Genomic DNA, 18,413 nt, shown 5'->3' with positions numbered 1-18,413 from the left:
GTCAGGACGCGGCAAGGCGCCGCCGATCGGTCTTGCCCGCGCACGTCCGGGGCAGGGCCGGCACGTGCCGGACGTCGCCGGGGATCATGGCCGGGGGCAGCACCGGCGCGCAGTGCCGCCGGATCTCCAGCGGCCCCGGCCCGCGCTCCCCCTCGGGCACGACGTGCGCGACGAGCCGGGCGTCGGCCCCGGTGCCCGCCACCACGACGGCGACCTCCGCAACGCCGGGGCACGACGCGAGGACGGCCTCGATCTCGCCGGGCTCGATCCGGTCCCCGCGCAGCTTCACCCGGGCGTCGTCGCGGCCGAGGTAGTGGTAGACGCCGTCGCGGAGCACCGCGCGGTCGCCGGTGGCGAACGGGCCGCGGCGCTGCGGACGGCCCCAGTACCCGAGCATGACGGTCGGGCCGTCCACGACCAGTTCGCCCGGTTCGCCGGGGGCGGCCTCGGCGCCGTCCGGACCGACGGCCCGGACGCGGGCCCCGCAGCACGCCCGGCCGAGGGGCACGGGACCGTCCACGGCGGTGACCTCGTGGAACGTGCAGACGTTGGTCTCGGTGGGGCCGTAGAGGTTGAGCAGCCGGGCGTCCGGCAGGGCGGCGCGCAACCGGCGCAACGGGCCCGGCGGGAACGGCTCCCCCGCGAACAATACGGCTCGCAGCGCCGCCGGTCCGGCGCCGGCCAGGCCGCCCTCGCGCACCATGAGCACCAGCGCGGACGGCACCGAGTACCAGACCGTGATCCGGCGGCCCGTGACGTACTCGACGAGCCGGCGCGGCGCGAACGCGGCGTCCTCCGGCACGAGATGCACCGACGCGCCCGCCGCGAACGCCACGTACAGGTCGAGGACGGACAGGTCGGAGTGGAACGGCGCGTGGTTGGCGAACCGGTCGCCGGGCGTCGCGCGCAGCTCGGCCGCCGCCCAGGTGACGAACGCCAGCGCGTTGCGGTGCGACAGGCACACGCCCTTGGGCGTCCCGGTCGTGCCGGACGTGTAGAGGATGTAGGCGAGGTCGTCCTCGCGGCGGCCGGGGACGTCCGGGACGGGTCCGGCCGGCCCGGTGCGGCCCGTCAGCAGGGGGACCCGGACGCCCGCCGCCGTGAGCTGCGGCGCCCGGCCCGGATCGGTGACGACGGCGCGCGGGGCGCAGTCAGCGACCAGCAGCGCGGCCCGGTCGGCGGGCGCGAGCGGGTCGACCGGCACGTACGCCGCGCCGAGCCGCAGCACGCCCTGCATCGCGGCGATGGCGCGGGCGCTCTTGGGCAGCCAGAGCACGACCCGGTCGCCGCGCCGCACTCCGAGCCGGGCCAGGGCGTGGGCGACGCCGTCGGCGGCGGCGTCGAGTTCGGCGTAGGTCCAGTGGCCGTCCGGGGCGTCGATCGCGATCGCGCCGGGCGAGACGCGGGCCTGCTCGCGGACGAGCCGGTCGAGCCGGGCGACGCGCATCAGCGCCCCGGTCCGGCACGTCGCGCGGCGGGGACGCGGACGAGCTGATCGAGATCCACGGCGCCAGCGTAGGAGCGCCCGCCGCGCCCTGTCCTCGTCCTGAATGCCGGATTCGCTCCCCCCGAAGTGATGAGCGGACGGGCCGAAGTGAGGGGACGCCCGGTCCTTTCTCCCGACGACGGCGTCCCCGCCGCGTTCCTAGGGTGGGGGCCCCGAAAGGAGCAGCGATGCGCCCGGCCGGCCCGATCGACGTCCACCACCACGCCTATCCCCCGGCGCTGACCGCCGCGCTGCGCGATCTCGGCGTGGCCGAGCTGGCGCCCGGCGTGCCGCTGCCGGACTGGAAGCCCGACGACTCGCTGCGCCTGCTGGACCGCGCCGGGCTCGCCGGGGCCGTGCTGTCGGCGCCGCTGCCGGACGCGGCGTTCGCGCGGCCGTCCGGGCCGCTCGTGCGCGCGGTCAACGAGGGCACGGCGGGCCTGGCGGAGGACCGTCCCGGCCGGTTCGGCGCGCTGGCCTGCCTGCCGCTGGACGACCCCGACGGCACGCTGCTGGAGATCGGCTTCGCGCTGGACGTCCTCGGCATGGACGGCGTCGTGCTCCCCGCCAGCCTGCCCGACGGCCGGACCCTCGCCGACGTGTCGCTCGTCCCGGTCTTCGACGAGTTGGACCGGCGCGGGGCCGTCGCGCTCGTCCACCCGAACCCGAGCGTCGCGTGCCGGTGCGCGGGGCCGTCGGTCCCGCCGCCGCTGGTGGACTTCGTGCTGGACACGACGCGCGCGGTGGCGGGCCTGGTCTTCGGCGGGACGCTGCGCCGCTGCCCGCGCCTGAAGCTGATCGTCGCGCACGCGGGCGGGGCCGTCCCGTATCTCGCGCGGCGGTTCGCGCTCGCCGGGACATGGGTGCTGGCGGGCGACGTCCACGCCGCGCCCGATGCGGTCGACGCGGCGTTGCACGGCCTGTACTACGACACCGCCCAATCCGCGTCGCCCGCGGTTATCGAATGCTTACGTGAAGTCACGGACGACTCCCACATCCTCACCGGCACCGACTTCCCGTTCATGACCGACGAGGTGGTCGTCGCGGCCGGATTCCCGTCCTCAGGCCGGGACGGCGCGGCCGAACTGTTCCCCCGGCTGGCCCGCTGACCGGCCGGTTCACGGTCCCGCCGGAAAATAAGGAGGCGTTTTGTCGCATTCGGCTGGCATTCTGGGGGAGTGACCACCCCACTGGCGAGCCCCGTGCTGGTCGGCCGCGGCGCCGAGCTGGCCGAGCTGCGCCATGCCCTCGCCGACGCGCCCGGGGCCGTCCTCGTCGGCGGCGAGGCCGGGCTCGGCAAGACCCGGCTGATCCGCGAGTTCCGCGCCGGGCTCGCCGGCCGCGTGCTCGTCGGCGGCTGCCTGGAGCTGGGCTCCGACGGCCTGCCCTTCGCCCCGTTCACGACCATGCTGCGCGGGCTCGTCCGGTCCATCGGCGCCGACGGGATCGCCGAGTTCCTGCCGCGCGGCGACACCGGCGGCCTCGCCCGGCTGCTGCCGGAGTTCGGCGAGCCGGAGACCGACGCGGCGTCCGGCGAGGAGCGCGCCCGGCTGTTCGAGCTGGTCCTGATCCTGCTGGAGGGCCTGGCCGGGCAGGGGCCCGTCGTGCTCGTCGTGGAGGACGCCCACTGGGCGGACCGCTCCACCCGCGACCTGCTGGCCTTCCTCATCCGCAACCTCGGCGCCGTGCCGCTGCTGATCGTCGTCACGTACCGGACCGACGAGCTGCACCGCGCCCATCCGCTCCGCCCGCTGCTCGCCGAGCTGGGCCGGCTGGAGCGCGTCCGCCGCCTCGACCTGGAGCGGCTCACCCGCCCCGAGGTCGCCGAGCTGGCCGGACGGATCCTCGGAACCGACCCGTCGCACGATCTCGTCGGCCGCATCCACGCCCGCAGCGAGGGCAACCCGCTGTTCGTGGAGGCCCTGCTCGACGCCGACGGCACCCTGGCGTGCGAGCTGCCCGAATCATTGCGCGACCTGCTGCTCGCGGGCGTCCAGCGGCTCCCCGAGGAGACGCAGGAGGTCCTGCGGGACGCGGCGGGCGGCGGCACCCGCATCGAGCACCGGCTGCTGTCGGCCGTCTCCGGCCTGGACGACCGCGCGCTCACCCGCGTCCTGCGGCCCGCCGTCGCCGCGAACGTGCTCGTCGTGGACGGCGACGGCTACGCCTTCCGGCACGCCCTGATCCGCGAGGCGCTGCACGACGACCTCCTGCCCGGCGAGTACACGCGCCTGCACACCCGCTATGCCGAGGCGCTGGAACGCGATCCGGGGCTCGTCCCGGCCGGACGGGTCTGGGTCGAGCTGAGCCACCACTGGCTCGCCGCCCACGACGCGACCTGGGCGCTCGTCAGCGCGTGGCGGGCGGCGGCCGACGCGCGCAAGGCCGTCGCGTACGCCGAGTGCCTGGCGATGCTGTCGCGCGTGCTGGAGCTGTGGGAGCGCGTCCCGGACGCCGCCGAGCGCATCGAGGCCGACCACGTCGAGGTGCTGGAACAGGCCGCGTCGGCGGCCGAGATGGCGGGCGAGTACGAGCGCGGGATCAAGCTCGTCGGCGCGGCCCTGCGCGCGCTGGCCGACGACGACGGCGCTCGGGAGCGGCGCGCGGCGCTCCACATGCTGCGCGGCGCCATGCTGCACCAGCTCGCCCGGCCCGGCTTCATCGAGGACCTGCGCGACGCCGTCGCGGCGCTGGACGAGCCGACCGTGCTGCGCGCACGGGCGCTCTCCACCCTCGCCCAGTACGGCCGCCTGACGACCGGCATCGACGAGGCCCGCGCCGCCGCCACCGAGTCGCTGGAGATCGCGCGCCGGCTCGGCGACGGCTCGGCCGAGACGCACGCGCTCGTCACGCTGTTCTGCGTGGACGTCGACTACGGCGACGACCTCGGGCAGCTCGCGGAGATCTCGGCGGCCGTCCGGCGGGCGGGCGGCGCGCACAGCGCGATCCTGCGGCTCTCCGTCATCGAGTCCCACTATCTGGAGGGCGTCGGACGCCACGCCGAGGCCGCCGCCGTCGCCCGGCGCGGCATCGAGCAGGCCCGCGACTTCGGCGTCGCCCGGACGCAGGGCAGCTTCCTCTGCATCAACCGCGCCGAACCGCTCGTGTCCCTCGGCCGCTGGGACGACGCCGCCGACGTGCTCCGCGAGGCCTACGAGCAGGACCCGGCCATCACGATCCGGACGTCCCTGCACGTCCTGGACGGCGAAATCGCGCTCGGCCGGGGCGACGTCGCGACGGCCGCCGGGCATCTGGCGTCCGCCGCCGAGGTCATGGGACCGAAGGCGCGCTGGCGCAAGACGCAGGACTACTTCGCGACGCTGCGGCTCCAGGCCGGGATCGCGCTCGCCGAGGGACGCCCCGAAGAGGCGCTGGCGGCGATCGCCCGCGTCGTGGAGATCCCCGGCCTGCCCGACGACGCCCGGTACGCACTGCCCGCGCTCGTACTCGGCGCGCGGGCGGCGGGCCAACTCGACGACCCCGACGCCGCGCTCGCGCCCCTGGAGGCACGCGCGGACGGCCTCGCCGTGCGCGGCGGCGCGCAGGCCGCGTGGCTCGCGACGTTCCGCGCCGAGGCCGCGTACGCGCGCGGCGTCCGCGACGGCGCGGCCTGGGACGACGTCGCCGCCGCCTGGCAGGCCCTGGAACGCCCCTACGAGCGGGCGCAGGCGCTGGAACGCGCGGCGCTCGCGACGCTCGCCGCGGGCGACCGCGACGGAGCCGTCGCGCGTATCGGCACCGCGACCGCTCTCGCCCGCACGCTCGGCGCGCACCCGCTGTGCGGACGGCTGGACGAGCTGGCGCGCCGCCTGCGCGGCCCCCGCGACGCCGCCCCGCTCGGGCTGACGCCGCGCGAGCACGAAGTGCTGCGCCATGTCGCTGCGGGCCGCAGCAACCGCGCCATCGCGGCGGAGCTGTCGATCTCGGCGAAGACGGCGAGCGTCCACGTCTCGAACATCCTCGCCAAGCTGGGCGTCGCGACGCGGGGCGAGGCGGCGGCCACGGCACACCGCATGGCGCTGTTCACCGAGCCGGAACCGTCCCGCTGACCCGTGCCGTGGGCCGCGGGGACGGGGATCTCCCCTCCCGGATCCCCGTCCCCGGGCCATCGGGCCACACGGGAACTTCAGTGGCCGGCCGTCCCGGTCGGGCGCCGCGGATGACACGGTCATCTCCACTGGGAGGGGCGGCCCCCGACCCGTCCGGCCTGCGGCCAGTCTCGCCGCGGCACGACCCGCCCGCCATCCGGATCCACCCGTATCGGCATACCTAAAGACGCGCGGAGACTCATGGCCGCCGCGCGCCTCGGTATCCGGGTCAGGACGGAACGCGCGCCACGCAGAGCACGGTCTGGCCGAACGGCGGCCGGACGAAGCGCTCGATCAGCCGGGTGAGCGGCACGACCGTCCGGTCGTAGATCCGGACGAGCCTGGGATCGGGATAGCCCGTCCCGCCGCGCCGCACGGCCACCCACCACGCGATGCCGCCGAGGAAGTTGATCGGCTTGAGGACCTCGGCTTTCAGCCCGGCCTCCTCGACGGACGCGCGGAGCGTCGCCGGCGTATAGCGGGTGACGTGCCCGACCTTGCGGTCGAAGTCGCCGTAGAGCTGCATGTAGCCGGGCACCCAGATCACGATCCGGCCGCCCGGCTGTGTGACGGCGGCGAGGTCGCGCAGGGCCTGGACGTCGTCCTTGATGTGCTCCAGGACGTTCATCATCACGACCGTGTCGACCTTCTGCCGGATGCCGATCTCGGCGGGCAGCTCCAGGTCGATGACCTCGACGTCGGCCGAGTCGGCGTACCGCTTGCGCAGTTCCCCGACGCAGTAGGGGTCGTTGTCGCTGACGGCCAGGTAGTCGAGCCGTCCGGCGAAGTTCTCGGAGAAGTGCCCCAGTCCGGAGCCGATCTCCAGCATCGACCGTCCCACGTAGGGAGCGACCGTGTCGTGTTCGTACTGACGATAGTTGCGGGCCTCGTCGCCGCCCAGGTGGTTCTCCAGCGCCCCGTCCCCCGCGGCGGGTTGGACGACGTCGCCGTCGTGCGCCGGAGGTGCCTGGCGTGTGCTGAGGAGGTTGAGAAGCCTGGCGGTAAGGGTTTTCTTCTGACCTCGTGACTGCATGGTGTCCGCTCGTAGATGCGTGCGTCCGCGAAGGGGACCGTCGTCTCGGGGAGACCCGTCCCTGCGATGGAGTCCGGACAGTCTAGCGACGACGTCCGCGCAACGTTCCCACCGTCGTTATGACGGCGAGTGCCAGAGCGAACACGACATGTACGTGTCGTGAACGCGGGCCGTCCCGGGACGCGGCGGAGGGGAGACCGGCCGCACGGGCCGGGTGCCGCGCCCCGGAACGGGGCTCGGTCCCGCAACATACCGACGGCACGGCATGATCACATGCCGATGATTTTCATATGGCGGCACCGGGCGGCGGACGTCCGGGGGGCGGGCCGGGCCGTGCGGGCGAGTATCGGCGGACGGCTTGACCAGGGACGGCGCGCGGGGTTCGCTGTCGGTGATGGAGGAGACACGCAGGCCCACGCTCATCGCGTCGGTGCGCCGTGCCCTGCACCTGATGGAGACGGTCGCGTCCCATCCGGGCGGGGCGCCCGCCAAGCAGCTCGCGCGCGAGTCCGGCATTCCGCTGGGCACGGCCTACCACCTGCTGCGGACACTGGCGCACGAGGGCTACGCGGCGCGGCTGCCCGACGGGCTGTGGGTCCTCGGCGATCGTGTCGGGGCGCTGGAGGGCGGGAGCCGTCCGCACCGGCTGCTGACCCGGATCCGCCCGACGCTGACCGCGCTGCGCGACGAACTCGGCATGGCCGCCTACTTCGGGATGCGGGTGGACGACGAGATCCGCATCCTCGACATCGCCGACGGCCCGCGGGCCCCGCGCGTGGACCTGTGGGCGGGTTTCGCCGACGCCGCGCACGCCACCGCGATCGGCAAGTGCGTGCTCTCGCAGGCCGACGAGGAATGGCGGCGCTCCTACGTCACCCGGCGCGTCCTCGCCGACCTGACGCCCCGGACGATCACCGACCCGGACCGCTTCCTCACCGCGCTGCGCGCCCCGCGCGACCTCTGGCTGGACCGCGAGGAGTACGCGCTCGGGACGGTCTGCGCCGCCGTCCCGGTGACGGACGCGACGGGCGGCGTGACGGGCGCGCTCGCGGTGTCGTGCCCGGCGCCCCGCCTGCCGGAGGTGGAGCGGTCGGCGCACCGGCTGCGCGCCGCGGCCGACCGGATCGAGCGGACGCTCACGCTGACGCTCGGGTGATCCGGCCGGCCGGCGCGCGTCAGACGCGCTCGATGATGGTGGCGTTGGCCTGGCCGCCGCCCTCGCACATCGTCTGGAGGCCGTACCGTCCGCCGGTGCGCTCCAGCTCGTGCAGCATCTTCGTCATGAGAATGCCGCCGGTCGCGCCGAGCGGGTGCCCGAGCGCGATCGCGCCGCCGTTGGGGTTGGTCTTCTCCAGCGACGCGCCGGTGTCGCGCGCCCACGCGATCGGGACGGGGGCGAACGCCTCGTTGACCTCGAACACGTCGATGTCGTCGATCTTGAGGTTGCTCTTGGCGAGCGCCTTCTCGGTGGCGGGGATCGGCCCGGTCAGCATGTAGACGGGGTCCGAACCGCACACCGCGAGGGTGTGGATGCGGGCGCGCGGCGTCAGGTTGTGGCGGCGCACGGCGTCCTCGGACGCGATGAGCAGCGCGGACGCGCCGATGGAGATCTGCGACGCGACGGCGGCCGTGAGCGCCCAGCCCTCGCGCAGCGGGTTGAGGCCCGCCATCTTCTCCAGCGTGGTGTCGGGGCGCGCGCCCTCGTCCTTGCTCAGCCCGGCGATCGGGGCGATCTCGCGGTCGAAGTAGCCCGCCTCGATGGCCTTGGCCGCGCGGCGGTGGCTCTCCAGCGCGAACTTCTCCAGGTCCTCGCGGGTGAGGCCCCACTTCTCGACCATGAGCTGCGCGCCGCGGAACTGGGTGATCTCCTGCTGGCCGTAGCGCTCGCCCCAGCCCTCGCCGAACGGGAACTCCATCCCGGCGACGAGGCTGGAGCCCATCGGCACCTTGGTCATCTGCTCGACGCCCGCCGCGACGACGAGGTCCTGCGTGCCCGACAGCACGCCCTGGGCGGCGAAGTGGACGGCCTGCTGGGAGGAGCCGCACTGCCGGTCGATCGTGACGCCGGGCACGCTCTCGGGCAGCCCCGCCGACAGCCACGCGGTGCGGGCGATGTCGAGCGTCTGCGGGCCGACCTGCATGACGCAGCCCATGATGACGTCCTCGACGGCGGCCGGGTCCACCCCGGTGCGGTCGACGAGTTCCTTGAGCACGTGCGCCCCGAGGTCGGCGGGATGGACGTCCTTGAGGGCGCCCTTCTTCGTCCCGACGGGGGTACGGACCGCGCCGACGATGTACGCCTCGGCCACTACGCCTCCAAAAGCAGGGGTCTGGGGGTTCCGTCCCTAAACCGAGTCAGATTCGGTCAGTCAGTATGAGGTTACCCCCGAGTATCCCGCAAAGCGGTGTGACCTGTATCTCCCGGCCGCGACAGTCTTCAGTCCGCCGCCTGCGCCTGGCGTCCCGACGCGTCGTCGCCGAGCGTCGTGCGCGCCAGCTTCTCCAGCAGGCGCGTCAGCTCGGGGTTCTCCTCCGGGGACCAGCCGTCCAGATGCCGCGCGAGACCCCGCGCGCGGGTCGCGAACAGGCGCTCGCTCGCGTCCCGGCCCTGCGCGGTGACCGTCAGGCCCGCGTCGGTGCGCGTGACGTAGCCCCCGTCGACCAGTCTGTCCACGAACGGGCGGCCCTTCTCCACGTCCACCCCGGCCCGGCGGGCGAGCACGTCCCCCGCGACCGGCCCCTCGCGCGCGATCCGGCACAGCGCCCACATGCTGCCCGGCGGCAGGTCCACGCCCGCCAGCCGGCCGAGCCGGGCCAGCACCTCGCGGGCGTTCGGGTCGCGGCGCATGAGGTCGCTCAGCGCCCGCTCGATCTCCTCGCGCGAGCCGCGCGCCGACGCGCCGCCGACGCCCTCGCCGTAGTCGGGGGCCGCCGCCGTGGACCGCAGCGGCGCCTCACGCAGGAACAGCGCGAGAACGAACCCGGCCGCAGCCACCGGCACCGCCCACAGGAACACGTGCTGGATGGCGTCGGAGTAGGCGTGCAGGAAGTGGCCGCGCACATTGGACGGCAGCTTGTCCAGGAGACGCGCGTTGCCCTGGACGGCCCGCGCGTCGAATCCCGGCGGCAGTTCCCCACGGCGTGCCAGGTCCGTCATGTTCGACGCCAGCCGATTGCTGAAGATCGAACCGAACACCGCGACACCGAACGAGCCGCCGATCTGCCGGAAGAACGTCACACCGGACGTCGCCGCCCCCAGGTCCCTGTACGGCACCCGGTTCTGGACGGCGATCACGAGCACCTGCATCACCAGCCCGAGACCGAAGCCGAGCAGTGCGAACCGCAGGCTCATCGACAAGGTGGAGGACGTCTCGTCCACGCGCGATAGCAGGAACAGCGCCACCGCGACGATGGGCGTCCCGACGACGGGGAAGATCCGGTAGCGGCCCGTCCGGCTGATGACCTGCCCGGACCCGATCGACGCCAGCAGCAGGCCCGCCATCATCGGCAGCAGGTGCACGCCCGACAGCGTCGGCGACACCCCGTGGACGACCTGGAGGAAGATCGGCAGGAACGTCAGCGCGCCGAACATCGCGAACCCGACCGCGAAGCTGATCGCCGCGCTGAGCGTGAACACCGACTCGGTGAACAGGTGCAGCGGCAGGACGGGTTCGGCCGCCCGTCGTTCCGCGAACGCCCACAGCGCGATCAGTACGACCGCGAGGACACCGAGCCCGACGATCGGGAACGAGCCCCAGCCGTACGTCGTGCCGCCCCACGTCGTCAGCAGCACGAGCGCCACGGACCAGCCGACGATGAGCAGCGTGCCGAGGTAGTCGATGCGGTGCGCCTGCCGTTCGGTGGGCGCGTGCAGGACCGCCGCGATGACGACCAGCGCGACCAGCCCGATCGGGATGTTGATGTAGAACACCCAGCGCCACGACAGGTTGTCCACGAACCAGCCGCCGAGCAGCGGGCCGCAGACGCTCGCGACGCCGAACACGCCGCCGAACAGCCCCTGGTACCGGCCGCGCTCGCGCGGCGGCACGACGTCCCCGACGATCGCGACCACCAGCACCATCAGCCCGCCGCCGCCGAGGCCCTGGATCGCCCGGAACGTGATCAGCTCGGCCATGTTCCCGGCCTGGCCGCACAGCGCGGACCCGATCAGGAAGATCACGATGGAGAGCTGGAACAGGCGTTTGCGCCCGTACTGGTCGCCGAGCTTGCCCCACAGCGGCGTGGACGCCGTCGACGCCAGCAAGTACGCCGTGACCACCCAGGACAGGTGGTTCAGGCCCCCGAGATCGCTCACGATCGTGGGCAGCGCCGTCGAGACGATCGTCTGGTCCAGCGCCGCCAGCAGGATCGACAGCATCAGCGCCCCGAGGATCACCGCGAGATCGCGGCCCTTCGGCATGTCCTGCGCGCCGGTCTCCGCGCTCGCCTGATCCGCGGCCATCCGTGCCCCCCGTGATGTCGCTTACGGGAGAGATCTACCCATCGGGAGTGATTTAGCCACACGCCCGGTGATCAGGCGACCACCGGGCGGAGCGTTTCAGCGGACGATGTCCCGGGCCACCGTCGCGGCCCCCAGCGCCGCAGCGCCGCCGGAGAGCGCGACCACGGCCGCGACGCTCCACAGCGGCAGCCGGCCGCGCGCCTTCAGGCCGCCGACGGTGTCGAGGACGTCCGCGGCCAGGCCGTACCGTGCCCAGACCTTGCGCGACGGACCCTTGCCCAGTAGATAACCGGTCCCGAGACCGATCTCCCGCGCACCGAACAGCCGCAGTGCGTAGTCGCGGGCGGGGTTGTCGGCGCCTCCGAGTCCGAGGAGCCTCGCGCTGAGCGCGGGAGCGGCGAACGCGGCCACGCCGAGCCCGATCCTGGCCTGCGCCAGGGTCTTCAGGGCGACGTCCACTCGGTCCCGTTTGGTGTCTTCCTTCTCATCTGCCACATCCGGGAGCGTAGCCCGCCGCTCCGGGCCCGGCGCCATTAGGCTTCTGGATGCGACGCCGTTCCCGGGAGAGGATGACCGATGGAGGGGTACATAGCGCTGGTCGTCATGGCGCTGCTCTGCGCGTTCGTCATCCGGTGGACGGCCCAGCGGCTCCGGATGTCCACGCCCGCCCGGTCCAGCATCATGGTCGTCTTCGTGATCGTGGTGCTCGCGCTGTTCGGCCGTCATCTGAACGGCGGGTGACCGGGGTTCTGCGAACTTCGGCGCGGCCCCCGGCGTCATAACCGGCGAAACCGGCCCGGGGCGCCTTCCGGCGGACGCCGGCCGGCGCTGCCGAGCCGAGGGGGAATTCGCCGTGGCCCAACCGGCCCTCACCGCGCGTGGTGCGCTCCCCGTCCATCTGCGGCGGCTGCTGGAATTCTCCGCGCCCGTTCCGGACGATCTGTGCCTGGACGTCGCGGGCGGCTGTGCCGAGCTGACCGACGCCCTGCGGGAGCGCGTCCGGCGCGTCGTCACGGCGGACGCGCCCGGCGACCCGTGCTCGCTGCCCCACCCTGACCGGTCGTTCTCGCTGGTCACGTGCCGTCCGTCGCTGCGGTCACTCGGCGAGCCCGCCGCCCTGGTGCGGGAGCTGCTGCGCGTGTGCGCGCCGGACGGACGGGTCGTGCTCGCCGAACTCGTGCGCGGCGACGTCACCGCGACCGGGCACGCCGCTCCGGGGTCGTCCGTCACGGCGCTGACCGGGCTGATCGCGGCGGCGGGCGGGACGATCGGGCGCGTCGACGCCTTCACCGCCGAGCGTCCGCTCGACCCGTGGCTCGCGCGCACCGACGCGGCCGCCGCCGGACGGATCCGGCGGACGCTGCTGCGCGAGGTGGACGGCGGGCCGGTCACCGGAGCCCGGCCGCGCGTCATCGGCGGCGAGCTGTGGTTCACCCAATCTTGGGCCCACGTGGCGATCCGCCCGCAGTGACGCCCCGAACCGACCGCGCCGGGCGGGCGGCGCGGCGGGCGGGTCGTCGCGCAGAGTTATCCACAGGTTGCGGAGCGGATTGCGGGGCGGGTGGGCGGCGGGCGAGGCTGAACGGGACGTCCGGGCCGGGAGGGTCCGGGATCTCCGGGGAGGATCAGTGCGCCGTCAGCGGAAGCTCGAACCAGACCGCCTTGCCGTCCGGGGTCGGCCGGGCGCCCCACCGGGTGGCGAGCTGGTCCACCAGGTAAAGGCCGCGACCGCCCTCGTCGGTCTCGCCCGCGCTCCGGATCCGGGGCAGGCGCATGTCGGTGTCGAACACCTCGACCCACACGGCCTCCCGGCCGCGCCGCAGCCGCAGCCGGAACTCCTTGGCGGGCGGCTCGCGGCGGCCCAGCCGGCCGCCGAGGCCCATGTCCCAGTCGTCCTCGTCGAACGCGTCGAGGTTGAACTGGACCGGCGGCGGGCCGTCCAGCACCAGCTCGCGGCGCGGCGCGGGCGTCGTCGCCGCGTGCAGCACCACGTTCGTGACCACCTCGGACACCAGCAGGCACGCCAGTTCCTGCTGGTCCTCGCCCATGTTCCACTCGGCGAACGCCTCCGCCGCCAGCCGCCGCGCCTCCGACACCATGATCGGCTCGGCGGGGAACGTGCGGTCCCGCACCGACAGCTCGTCCGGGGCCGCCCTGATCACGACGATCGCGACGTCGTCGGCGATGTCCCCCGGCACGGCCCGGTAGGCCGCCGCCGCGATGTCCTCCACGCCGCCGCTCGCCGCCGCCGCCACCGCCATCCGCACCATCTCGCGGGCCTCCTCGCGGGTGCGGTGCTCGCCCTCGTCCTTCGGGCGCCGGTCGATCAGCCCGTCGGTGTACAGCACGAGCGTCGAGCCGGGCTTCAGCTCGGCGGTCTCCTCGTTGTAGACGATCTCGCCGCCGAGCCCCGGCGCGCGGACGCCGAGCATCGCGCCCTCGCTCTCGAACCCCAGCTCGCCGACCTCGCCGTCCACGACGAGCAGCGGCGGGTCGTGGCCCGCGTTCGCGAACTGCAGCACCCGCGACCACGCGTCGTACACGAAGTACGTGCACGAGACCAGCGGGGGGCGCACCAGCTCGTCGCTGTTCCAGCCCGACCGCGTCCGCTCGGGACGGGTCATCGTCCGCACCCACTCGTCCAGCTTGCGCAGGATGTCGGCGGGCGGCTTATCGTCCTGCGCGAACGCGCGCAGCGCCGCGCGGAGCTGACCCATCACGGCGGCGGCGCGCGCGCCGCGGCCCTCCACGTCCCCGATGACCAGCCCGACGCGGCCCGCCGACAGCGGGATCACGTCGTACCAGTCCCCGCCCACCTGCGTCTGGATGCCGTGCCCGTGCGACTCGATGGGACGGGCCGGCTCGTACCGCCAGGCGATCTCCAGGCCGTCCAGCCGGGGCGGGTTCTCGCCGGGCAGCAGGTGCTTCTGGAACGCCAGCGCCGTCTCCCGCTCCTGCTCGAACAGCAGCGCGTTGTCCACCGACAGCGCCACGCGGCTGGCGATCGCGCCGAGCAGGTCCCGGTCGAACCCGTCGTAGTGCGGGTCGGGACGGCGCGTCAGGTTCGACAGCGCGAGGCTCATCACGCCGAGCAGTTCCCCGCGCACGAGCAGCGGCGCGGCGATCACCGAGGTGATGCCCATCTCGTCGCCGTGCTCGCCGGGCCGTCCGCGGTGCGTGTCCTCGACCAGCACCGCGTCGCCGCGGTTCATCGCCTTCTCGGCCAGGTGCCCCGGCGGGTAGACGACCGTGTCGCCGACCTCGGGCCAGGTGCCGGGCGGGGGCGTCCAGTCCTCGGCGTGCCGCGACACCCGACGGATCAGGCGGTCACCGCTGAACAGGTCGATGAAGCAGTGGTCGGCGAACTGCGGGACGAGCGTGGCCGCCACGCGCCGAAGCGTGCTCGCCAGCTCCAGCGAGCCCGCGAGCCGGGTGCCGATGCGGTCCAGCAGGCCGTAGCGGTCCTGTTCGCGCTGGTTGGAGCGCAGCGCCTCCCGCGCGAAGATCACGATCCCGTCGACCGACCCGGACGGGTGCCGCAGCGGGACGGCGTGCGCGCGGGTGTAGACGGTCGTCCCGTCCGACCGCATGCTGCAGAAGGTGCCCTCCCACACGTTGCCCTTGAGCACGTGCCGGGCGAGTTCGGTGGCCTGCTCGTGGTCCTCCTCGGCGATCCCGAGCGACAGGATCGAGTGGCCGACGAACGAGTCGTCGTCCCCGCCGAAGCCGAAGAGGCGGCGGGCGAAGGCGTTGCCGTAGATGACGTTGCTGAACCGGTCGCAGACGACGACCGCCATCTCCATCTGGTTCAGGACGGTTTCGGGCGGCAGGTGCGCACCGAACGGCGGGTCCTCCGAGCTCTTCATCTGCCCACCCTGACGGCCGATCCCGAAACCTGCCCAGCGCGTCCCCGGACGGCCGGGGGCTCCCGTCGTATTGAACGACGAACCGACGGCGGGTACGCGTCAGCGCGGCGCGCGGATGGGGAGATCTTCGGTATAGACGCTTGCGGCGCAGCGCACACGCCGCTCACCCCGCCGCTTCGCCGCAAACCTCAGCGCCTGCTCACGAAGACGTGCTGGGCGATGTCCCGCGACACTTCCCGCTCCGGCACGTCCGGCTCGTCCTCGACCGTCACCCGCACCCCGTCGTCAGTTGTCCGAAGAGTCACTTGTCGTCCCGGTTGTATCCCAATCTGCTTGAGTTTAAGCATCAGATCGCTGTCGCCCTGGACCTGCTCGCTGATCCGCCGGATGACGGCCGAAGCGCCGCCCGCCGACGCCACCGCGGACATCATCGACAGGGTCGCGGTGCCGGCGTCGCCCGGCTCGTCGCCGTGGCCGCCGAGTTCGTCCAGGCCGGGGATCGGATTGCCGTGCGGGCAGGTGGTCGGGTTGTCGAGCAGCGCGACGAGACGGCGCTCGACCTCCTCCGACATGACGTGCTCCCACCGGCACGCCTCGATGTGGACGTCCTCCCAGGGGAGGCCGATGACGTTGACCAGCAGGCACTCGGCCAGCCGGTGCTTGCGCATGACGCGGGTGGCGAGGTCCCGGCCGGACTCGGTGAGCGCGAGGTGCCGGTCCCCCTCGACCCGGAGCAGCCCGTCGCGCTCCATCCGCGCGACCGTCTGGCTCACCGTCGGGCCGCTCTGCGAGAGACGTTCGGCGATGCGCGCGCGGAGGGGGACGATCCCCTCCTCTTCGAGCTCGAACACCGTCCGGAGATACATCTCCGTGGTGTCGATCAGGCCGTGTGAGGTCACAGCTCCCTCCAGCGTTCGGGCACCCGAGTCTACTTCCTCACGCCCCCGGGCGAGGGGACCGAGCAGTAACCGGGCGATCCGGGTTTGCGAACAACACCCGGCACCGCCCGCTTGTTCCCCTACGCCCCATGAATCCCAGCGCCTGCCCGTCCGCCCGGACGGCCCGGCGAACGTCTGTTCCTGCGCTTGGACTCGCGCTGCGCGAGAGGCTCGGCGCGGGTCGGGCGAGAGTTCGATCCCGGGTGGCGGGAGAGGGCTCGGCGCGGGTCAGGTGGAGGTCTGCTTCTGGGCCGTGGGAGACGGCTCGGCGGGAGGCGACGCATCCGGCCCCTGCGCGGTGCGAGTGTCGTATTTGAGGAAGGCGGGGACCGCGAGGCCCACGACCACGACGAGGACGGCGCACGCGACGCCGCCGCCGACCCAGGACGCCGTCACGCCCGCGACGGCGGCCGTCGCCCCGGCGCGCAGGTCGCCGAGCCGGGGGCCGCCCGCCACGACGACGGTGAAGACGCCCTGGAGACGGCCGCGCATCTCGTCCGGCGCGTAGGTCTGGAGGATCGTCTGCCGGAACACGGCCGAGATCAGGTCGGCGCCGCCGCCCACCGCGAGCAGCAGGACCGCCAGCCAGAGCGAGTGCGCGAGACCGGCCGCCGCCACCGCGAGCCCCCACACGGCGATCGCGGCAATGAGCGCCGCGCCCTGCCTGCGGACCCGTCCGATCCAGCCAGACGACAGGCCGCCGACGATCGCGCCGATCGAGATCGCGGCGAACAGCCAGCCGACGGCGGCGTCCCCGCCGAACCGGGCGTCGGCGATCTCGGGGAACAGCGCGCGGGGCATCGCGACGCCCATCGCGATGATGTCCACGACGAACGACATCATGAGCACCGGCTGCGTCCCGAGGAAGCGCAGGCCGTCGATCACCGAGCGCAGCCCGGGAGCGGACTTCACGTCCCCGAGCGGCGGGACCGGCGGAAGCCGCAGCGCTCCGTAGAGCGCCAGCGTGAACAGGACGGCGTCGAGACCGTAGGCGGCGGAGAAGTTCCAGCGCGCGAGGATCACACCGGCGAGCAGCGGCCCGGCGAACCCGCCGAGCTGGCTCGCCGTGAAGTTGAGCGTGTTCGCGGCCGGGACGAGCGGCCGGTCCATGATGCGCGGCACGATCGCCGACCGGGTGGGCGACGCGATGGCGAACCCGACCGACTGCACCGCGACGACGACCATGATGAACGCGACGCTGTCCAGCCCGGCCAGCGCCTGGAACAGCAGCAGGAGCGTCGCGCACCACATCACGCACGACGAGCCGAACAGCAGGCGGCGGCGGTCCACGGCGTCCGCGACGGCCCCGCCCCACAACCCGAAGATGATCAGCGGCACCAGGTTGACGAACCCGAGCACCCCGACCCACAGCGAGGACTTCGTCAGGTCGTACACCTGCACGGGCGCCGCGACGGCCGTGACCTGGAACCCGATGAACGACACCCCGTGCCCGAGCCACAACCGCCGGAACGGCCCGTAGGCGAGCGGACGCGTATCAATCGCGAACCGCCGCAGCCCCGACCGCTCGGCCTCCGTGCCCCTGGCGCCCTTGTCAACACTCGACTCCGCGCCACCACTCACAACATCCGCGCCACCAGCAATATCCGCACTACCCGCACCACCGGCAACATCCGCAGCCTTCGCGTCACCGGCAACACCCGCGATCGCGGGTGTGCCTTCGCGGGCGTCGGGGTCTGGGGTGGGGGTCGTGTCGTCAGGGGTCGCCGGTTGTGCCGGAGGGGTGTCGGGGGGTTCGGGCGGGTCCTGGTCAGGGGTCACGGGGAGAGTCTCTCTGCCTTCCAGCGGGCGGCGGACGGGAGGGCTCGGCTGTAGCGGATGCGGTCGTGCAGGCGGTTGGGACGGCCCTGCCAGAACTCGATCGTCTCGGGGACGACGCGGTAGCCGCCCCAGAAGTCGGGGAGCGGGACGGCGTCGGCATCGTCGTCCAGATTGTCCGGTTCCGGCCAGTGTGAGGCTACCTCGGCGTAGCGGCGTTCCAGTTCGTCGCGGCCGGAGATCACCGAGGACTGGTGCTCGCTGGCCCACGCGCCGAGGCGCGAGCCGTAGGGACGCGTCCGGAAGTAGGCGGCGGACTCGGCATCCGGCAGGCGCTCGACCGGGCCCGTGACGCGGACCTGACGCGCCCGCGCGTGCCACGGGAAGACGAGCGCCGCGCGCGGGTTCTCCGCCAGTTCGCGCCCTTTCGCGGACGTGAAGTTGGTGAAGAAGCGGAAACCGGCCGGGCTGTAGCCCTTGAGGAGGACGGTCCGGGCGTTCGGCGCGCCGTCGGCCGAGGCGGTGGCGAGCACCATCGCGTTCGGCTCCGACAGGCCCTCGGCGACCACGTCCTCGAACCAGGCCGTGAACAGTGCGAGCGGATCGGCGGGGACACCCTGCTCGGTCAACGGACCCCTTTCGTAGGATGCGCGGAGCCGTGCGGGGTCGTGTGCCGGCTGGTCGGCTGGGCGGTTCACAGCGCTCCACCCTCTCACCTGGGTCTTGGCGATTTCACCAGGACCGGGGTACTGGACGGTACGGCG

Annotated in this window: 14 protein-coding genes; 5 read left to right on the top strand and 9 right to left on the bottom strand. The window is 73.5% G+C overall.

Features of this window, described 5'->3' with window-relative positions; genetic code table 11:
- Position 1: 1 nt before the first annotated feature.
- Positions 2-1,447, bottom strand: a complete 1,446-nt coding sequence (locus BTM25_RS06530; RefSeq protein WP_103561805.1) for an amino acid adenylation domain-containing protein — start codon at positions 1,445-1,447, stop codon at positions 2-4.
- A gap of 227 nt (positions 1,448-1,674) precedes the next feature.
- Here BTM25_RS06530 and BTM25_RS06525 point away from each other — a divergent pair, with 227 nt between their 5' ends.
- Positions 1,675-2,595 carry an amidohydrolase family protein gene (locus BTM25_RS06525; RefSeq protein WP_103561804.1) on the top strand — a complete coding sequence of 307 codons (921 nt, stop codon included), beginning with the start codon at positions 1,675-1,677 and terminating at the stop codon, positions 2,593-2,595.
- A gap of 69 nt (positions 2,596-2,664) precedes the next feature.
- Positions 2,665-5,535 (top strand): ATP-binding protein, encoded by a 2,871-nt coding sequence (locus BTM25_RS30805; protein WP_103561803.1) that lies wholly within the window; start codon positions 2,665-2,667, stop codon positions 5,533-5,535.
- A 268-nt stretch (positions 5,536-5,803) separates the two neighbouring features.
- Here the strand turns inward: BTM25_RS30805 and BTM25_RS06515 are convergent, their stop codons facing one another.
- Entirely contained in the window at positions 5,804-6,607 is an 804-nt protein-coding gene (locus tag BTM25_RS06515) for a class I SAM-dependent methyltransferase (RefSeq protein ID WP_103561802.1), read from the bottom strand.
- Between the two features lie 394 nt (positions 6,608-7,001).
- Between BTM25_RS06515 and BTM25_RS06510 the strand changes: the two genes are divergently transcribed.
- Complete coding sequence (locus BTM25_RS06510; RefSeq protein ID WP_103561801.1) at positions 7,002-7,763, top strand: IclR family transcriptional regulator; 762 nt, start codon at positions 7,002-7,004, stop codon at positions 7,761-7,763.
- 19 nt (positions 7,764-7,782) lie between these two features.
- Here the strand turns inward: BTM25_RS06510 and BTM25_RS06505 are convergent, their stop codons facing one another.
- The 3 genes from BTM25_RS06505 to BTM25_RS06495 form a co-directional block, all read right to left on the bottom strand.
- Positions 7,783-8,916: an acetyl-CoA C-acetyltransferase gene (locus BTM25_RS06505; protein ID WP_103561800.1), complete on the bottom strand. Its 1,134-nt coding sequence runs from the start codon at positions 8,914-8,916 to the stop codon at positions 7,783-7,785.
- 128 nt (positions 8,917-9,044) lie between these two features.
- Positions 9,045-11,069, bottom strand: a complete 2,025-nt coding sequence (locus BTM25_RS06500; protein WP_103561799.1) for an MFS transporter — start codon at positions 11,067-11,069, stop codon at positions 9,045-9,047.
- A 96-nt stretch (positions 11,070-11,165) separates the two neighbouring features.
- The gene (locus BTM25_RS06495; protein ID WP_103561798.1) at positions 11,166-11,564 is read right to left on the bottom strand and encodes a hypothetical protein; all 399 of its coding nucleotides are present in this window, start codon (positions 11,562-11,564) and stop codon (positions 11,166-11,168) included.
- A gap of 81 nt (positions 11,565-11,645) precedes the next feature.
- On the opposite strand from BTM25_RS06495, the gene BTM25_RS29515 reads away from it, so the two are divergent.
- Together BTM25_RS29515 and BTM25_RS06490 are read left to right on the top strand one after the other, a co-directional pair.
- Complete coding sequence (locus BTM25_RS29515; protein WP_168212026.1) at positions 11,646-11,810, top strand: hypothetical protein; 165 nt, start codon at positions 11,646-11,648, stop codon at positions 11,808-11,810.
- Positions 11,811-11,922: 112 nt separating this feature from the next.
- Entirely contained in the window at positions 11,923-12,540 is a 618-nt protein-coding gene (locus BTM25_RS06490) for a class I SAM-dependent methyltransferase (RefSeq protein WP_103561797.1), read from the top strand.
- Positions 12,541-12,694: 154 nt separating this feature from the next.
- Here BTM25_RS06490 and BTM25_RS06485 read toward each other — a convergent pair whose 3' ends face one another.
- The 4 genes from BTM25_RS06485 to pdxH form a co-directional block, all read right to left on the bottom strand.
- On the bottom strand, positions 12,695-14,935 hold the full coding sequence (locus tag BTM25_RS06485; RefSeq protein WP_103561796.1) for a SpoIIE family protein phosphatase: 2,241 nt from the start codon (positions 14,933-14,935) through the stop codon (positions 12,695-12,697).
- A 188-nt stretch (positions 14,936-15,123) separates the two neighbouring features.
- Positions 15,124-15,834 (bottom strand): metal-dependent transcriptional regulator, encoded by a 711-nt coding sequence (locus BTM25_RS06480; RefSeq protein WP_103561795.1) that lies wholly within the window; start codon positions 15,832-15,834, stop codon positions 15,124-15,126.
- 267 nt (positions 15,835-16,101) lie between these two features.
- Complete coding sequence (locus BTM25_RS06475; protein WP_235828270.1) at positions 16,102-17,454, bottom strand: MFS transporter; 1,353 nt, start codon at positions 17,452-17,454, stop codon at positions 16,102-16,104.
- A gap of 194 nt (positions 17,455-17,648) precedes the next feature.
- Positions 17,649-18,347: a pyridoxamine 5'-phosphate oxidase gene (gene pdxH / locus BTM25_RS06470; protein WP_103561794.1), complete on the bottom strand. Its 699-nt coding sequence runs from the start codon at positions 18,345-18,347 to the stop codon at positions 17,649-17,651.
- Positions 18,348-18,413 lie beyond the last annotated feature (66 nt).

Origin of the sequence: Actinomadura rubteroloni, from assembly GCF_002911665.1 — a bacterium.
GTDB classification, from domain to species: domain Bacteria; phylum Actinomycetota; class Actinomycetes; order Streptosporangiales; family Streptosporangiaceae; genus Spirillospora; species Spirillospora rubteroloni.
Note: the sequence above shows the minus strand (reverse complement) of the source record. Positions and strands in the feature narration are given on the sequence as shown.

Coding starts and splice junctions, on each gene's coding strand:
- BTM25_RS06525 (WP_103561804.1), top strand. CDS start 1,675: ATGCGCCCGGCCGGCCCGATCGACGTCCACCACCACGCCTATCCCCCG.
- BTM25_RS06510 (WP_103561801.1), top strand. CDS start 7,002: ATGGAGGAGACACGCAGGCCCACGCTCATCGCGTCGGTGCGCCGTGCC.
- BTM25_RS06500 (WP_103561799.1), bottom strand. CDS start 11,069: ATGGCCGCGGATCAGGCGAGCGCGGAGACCGGCGCGCAGGACATGCCG.
- BTM25_RS06485 (WP_103561796.1), bottom strand. CDS start 14,935: ATGAAGAGCTCGGAGGACCCGCCGTTCGGTGCGCACCTGCCGCCCGAA.
- BTM25_RS29515 (WP_168212026.1), top strand. CDS start 11,646: ATGGAGGGGTACATAGCGCTGGTCGTCATGGCGCTGCTCTGCGCGTTC.
- BTM25_RS06530 (WP_103561805.1), bottom strand. CDS start 1,447: ATGCGCGTCGCCCGGCTCGACCGGCTCGTCCGCGAGCAGGCCCGCGTC.
- BTM25_RS06515 (WP_103561802.1), bottom strand. CDS start 6,607: ATGCAGTCACGAGGTCAGAAGAAAACCCTTACCGCCAGGCTTCTCAAC.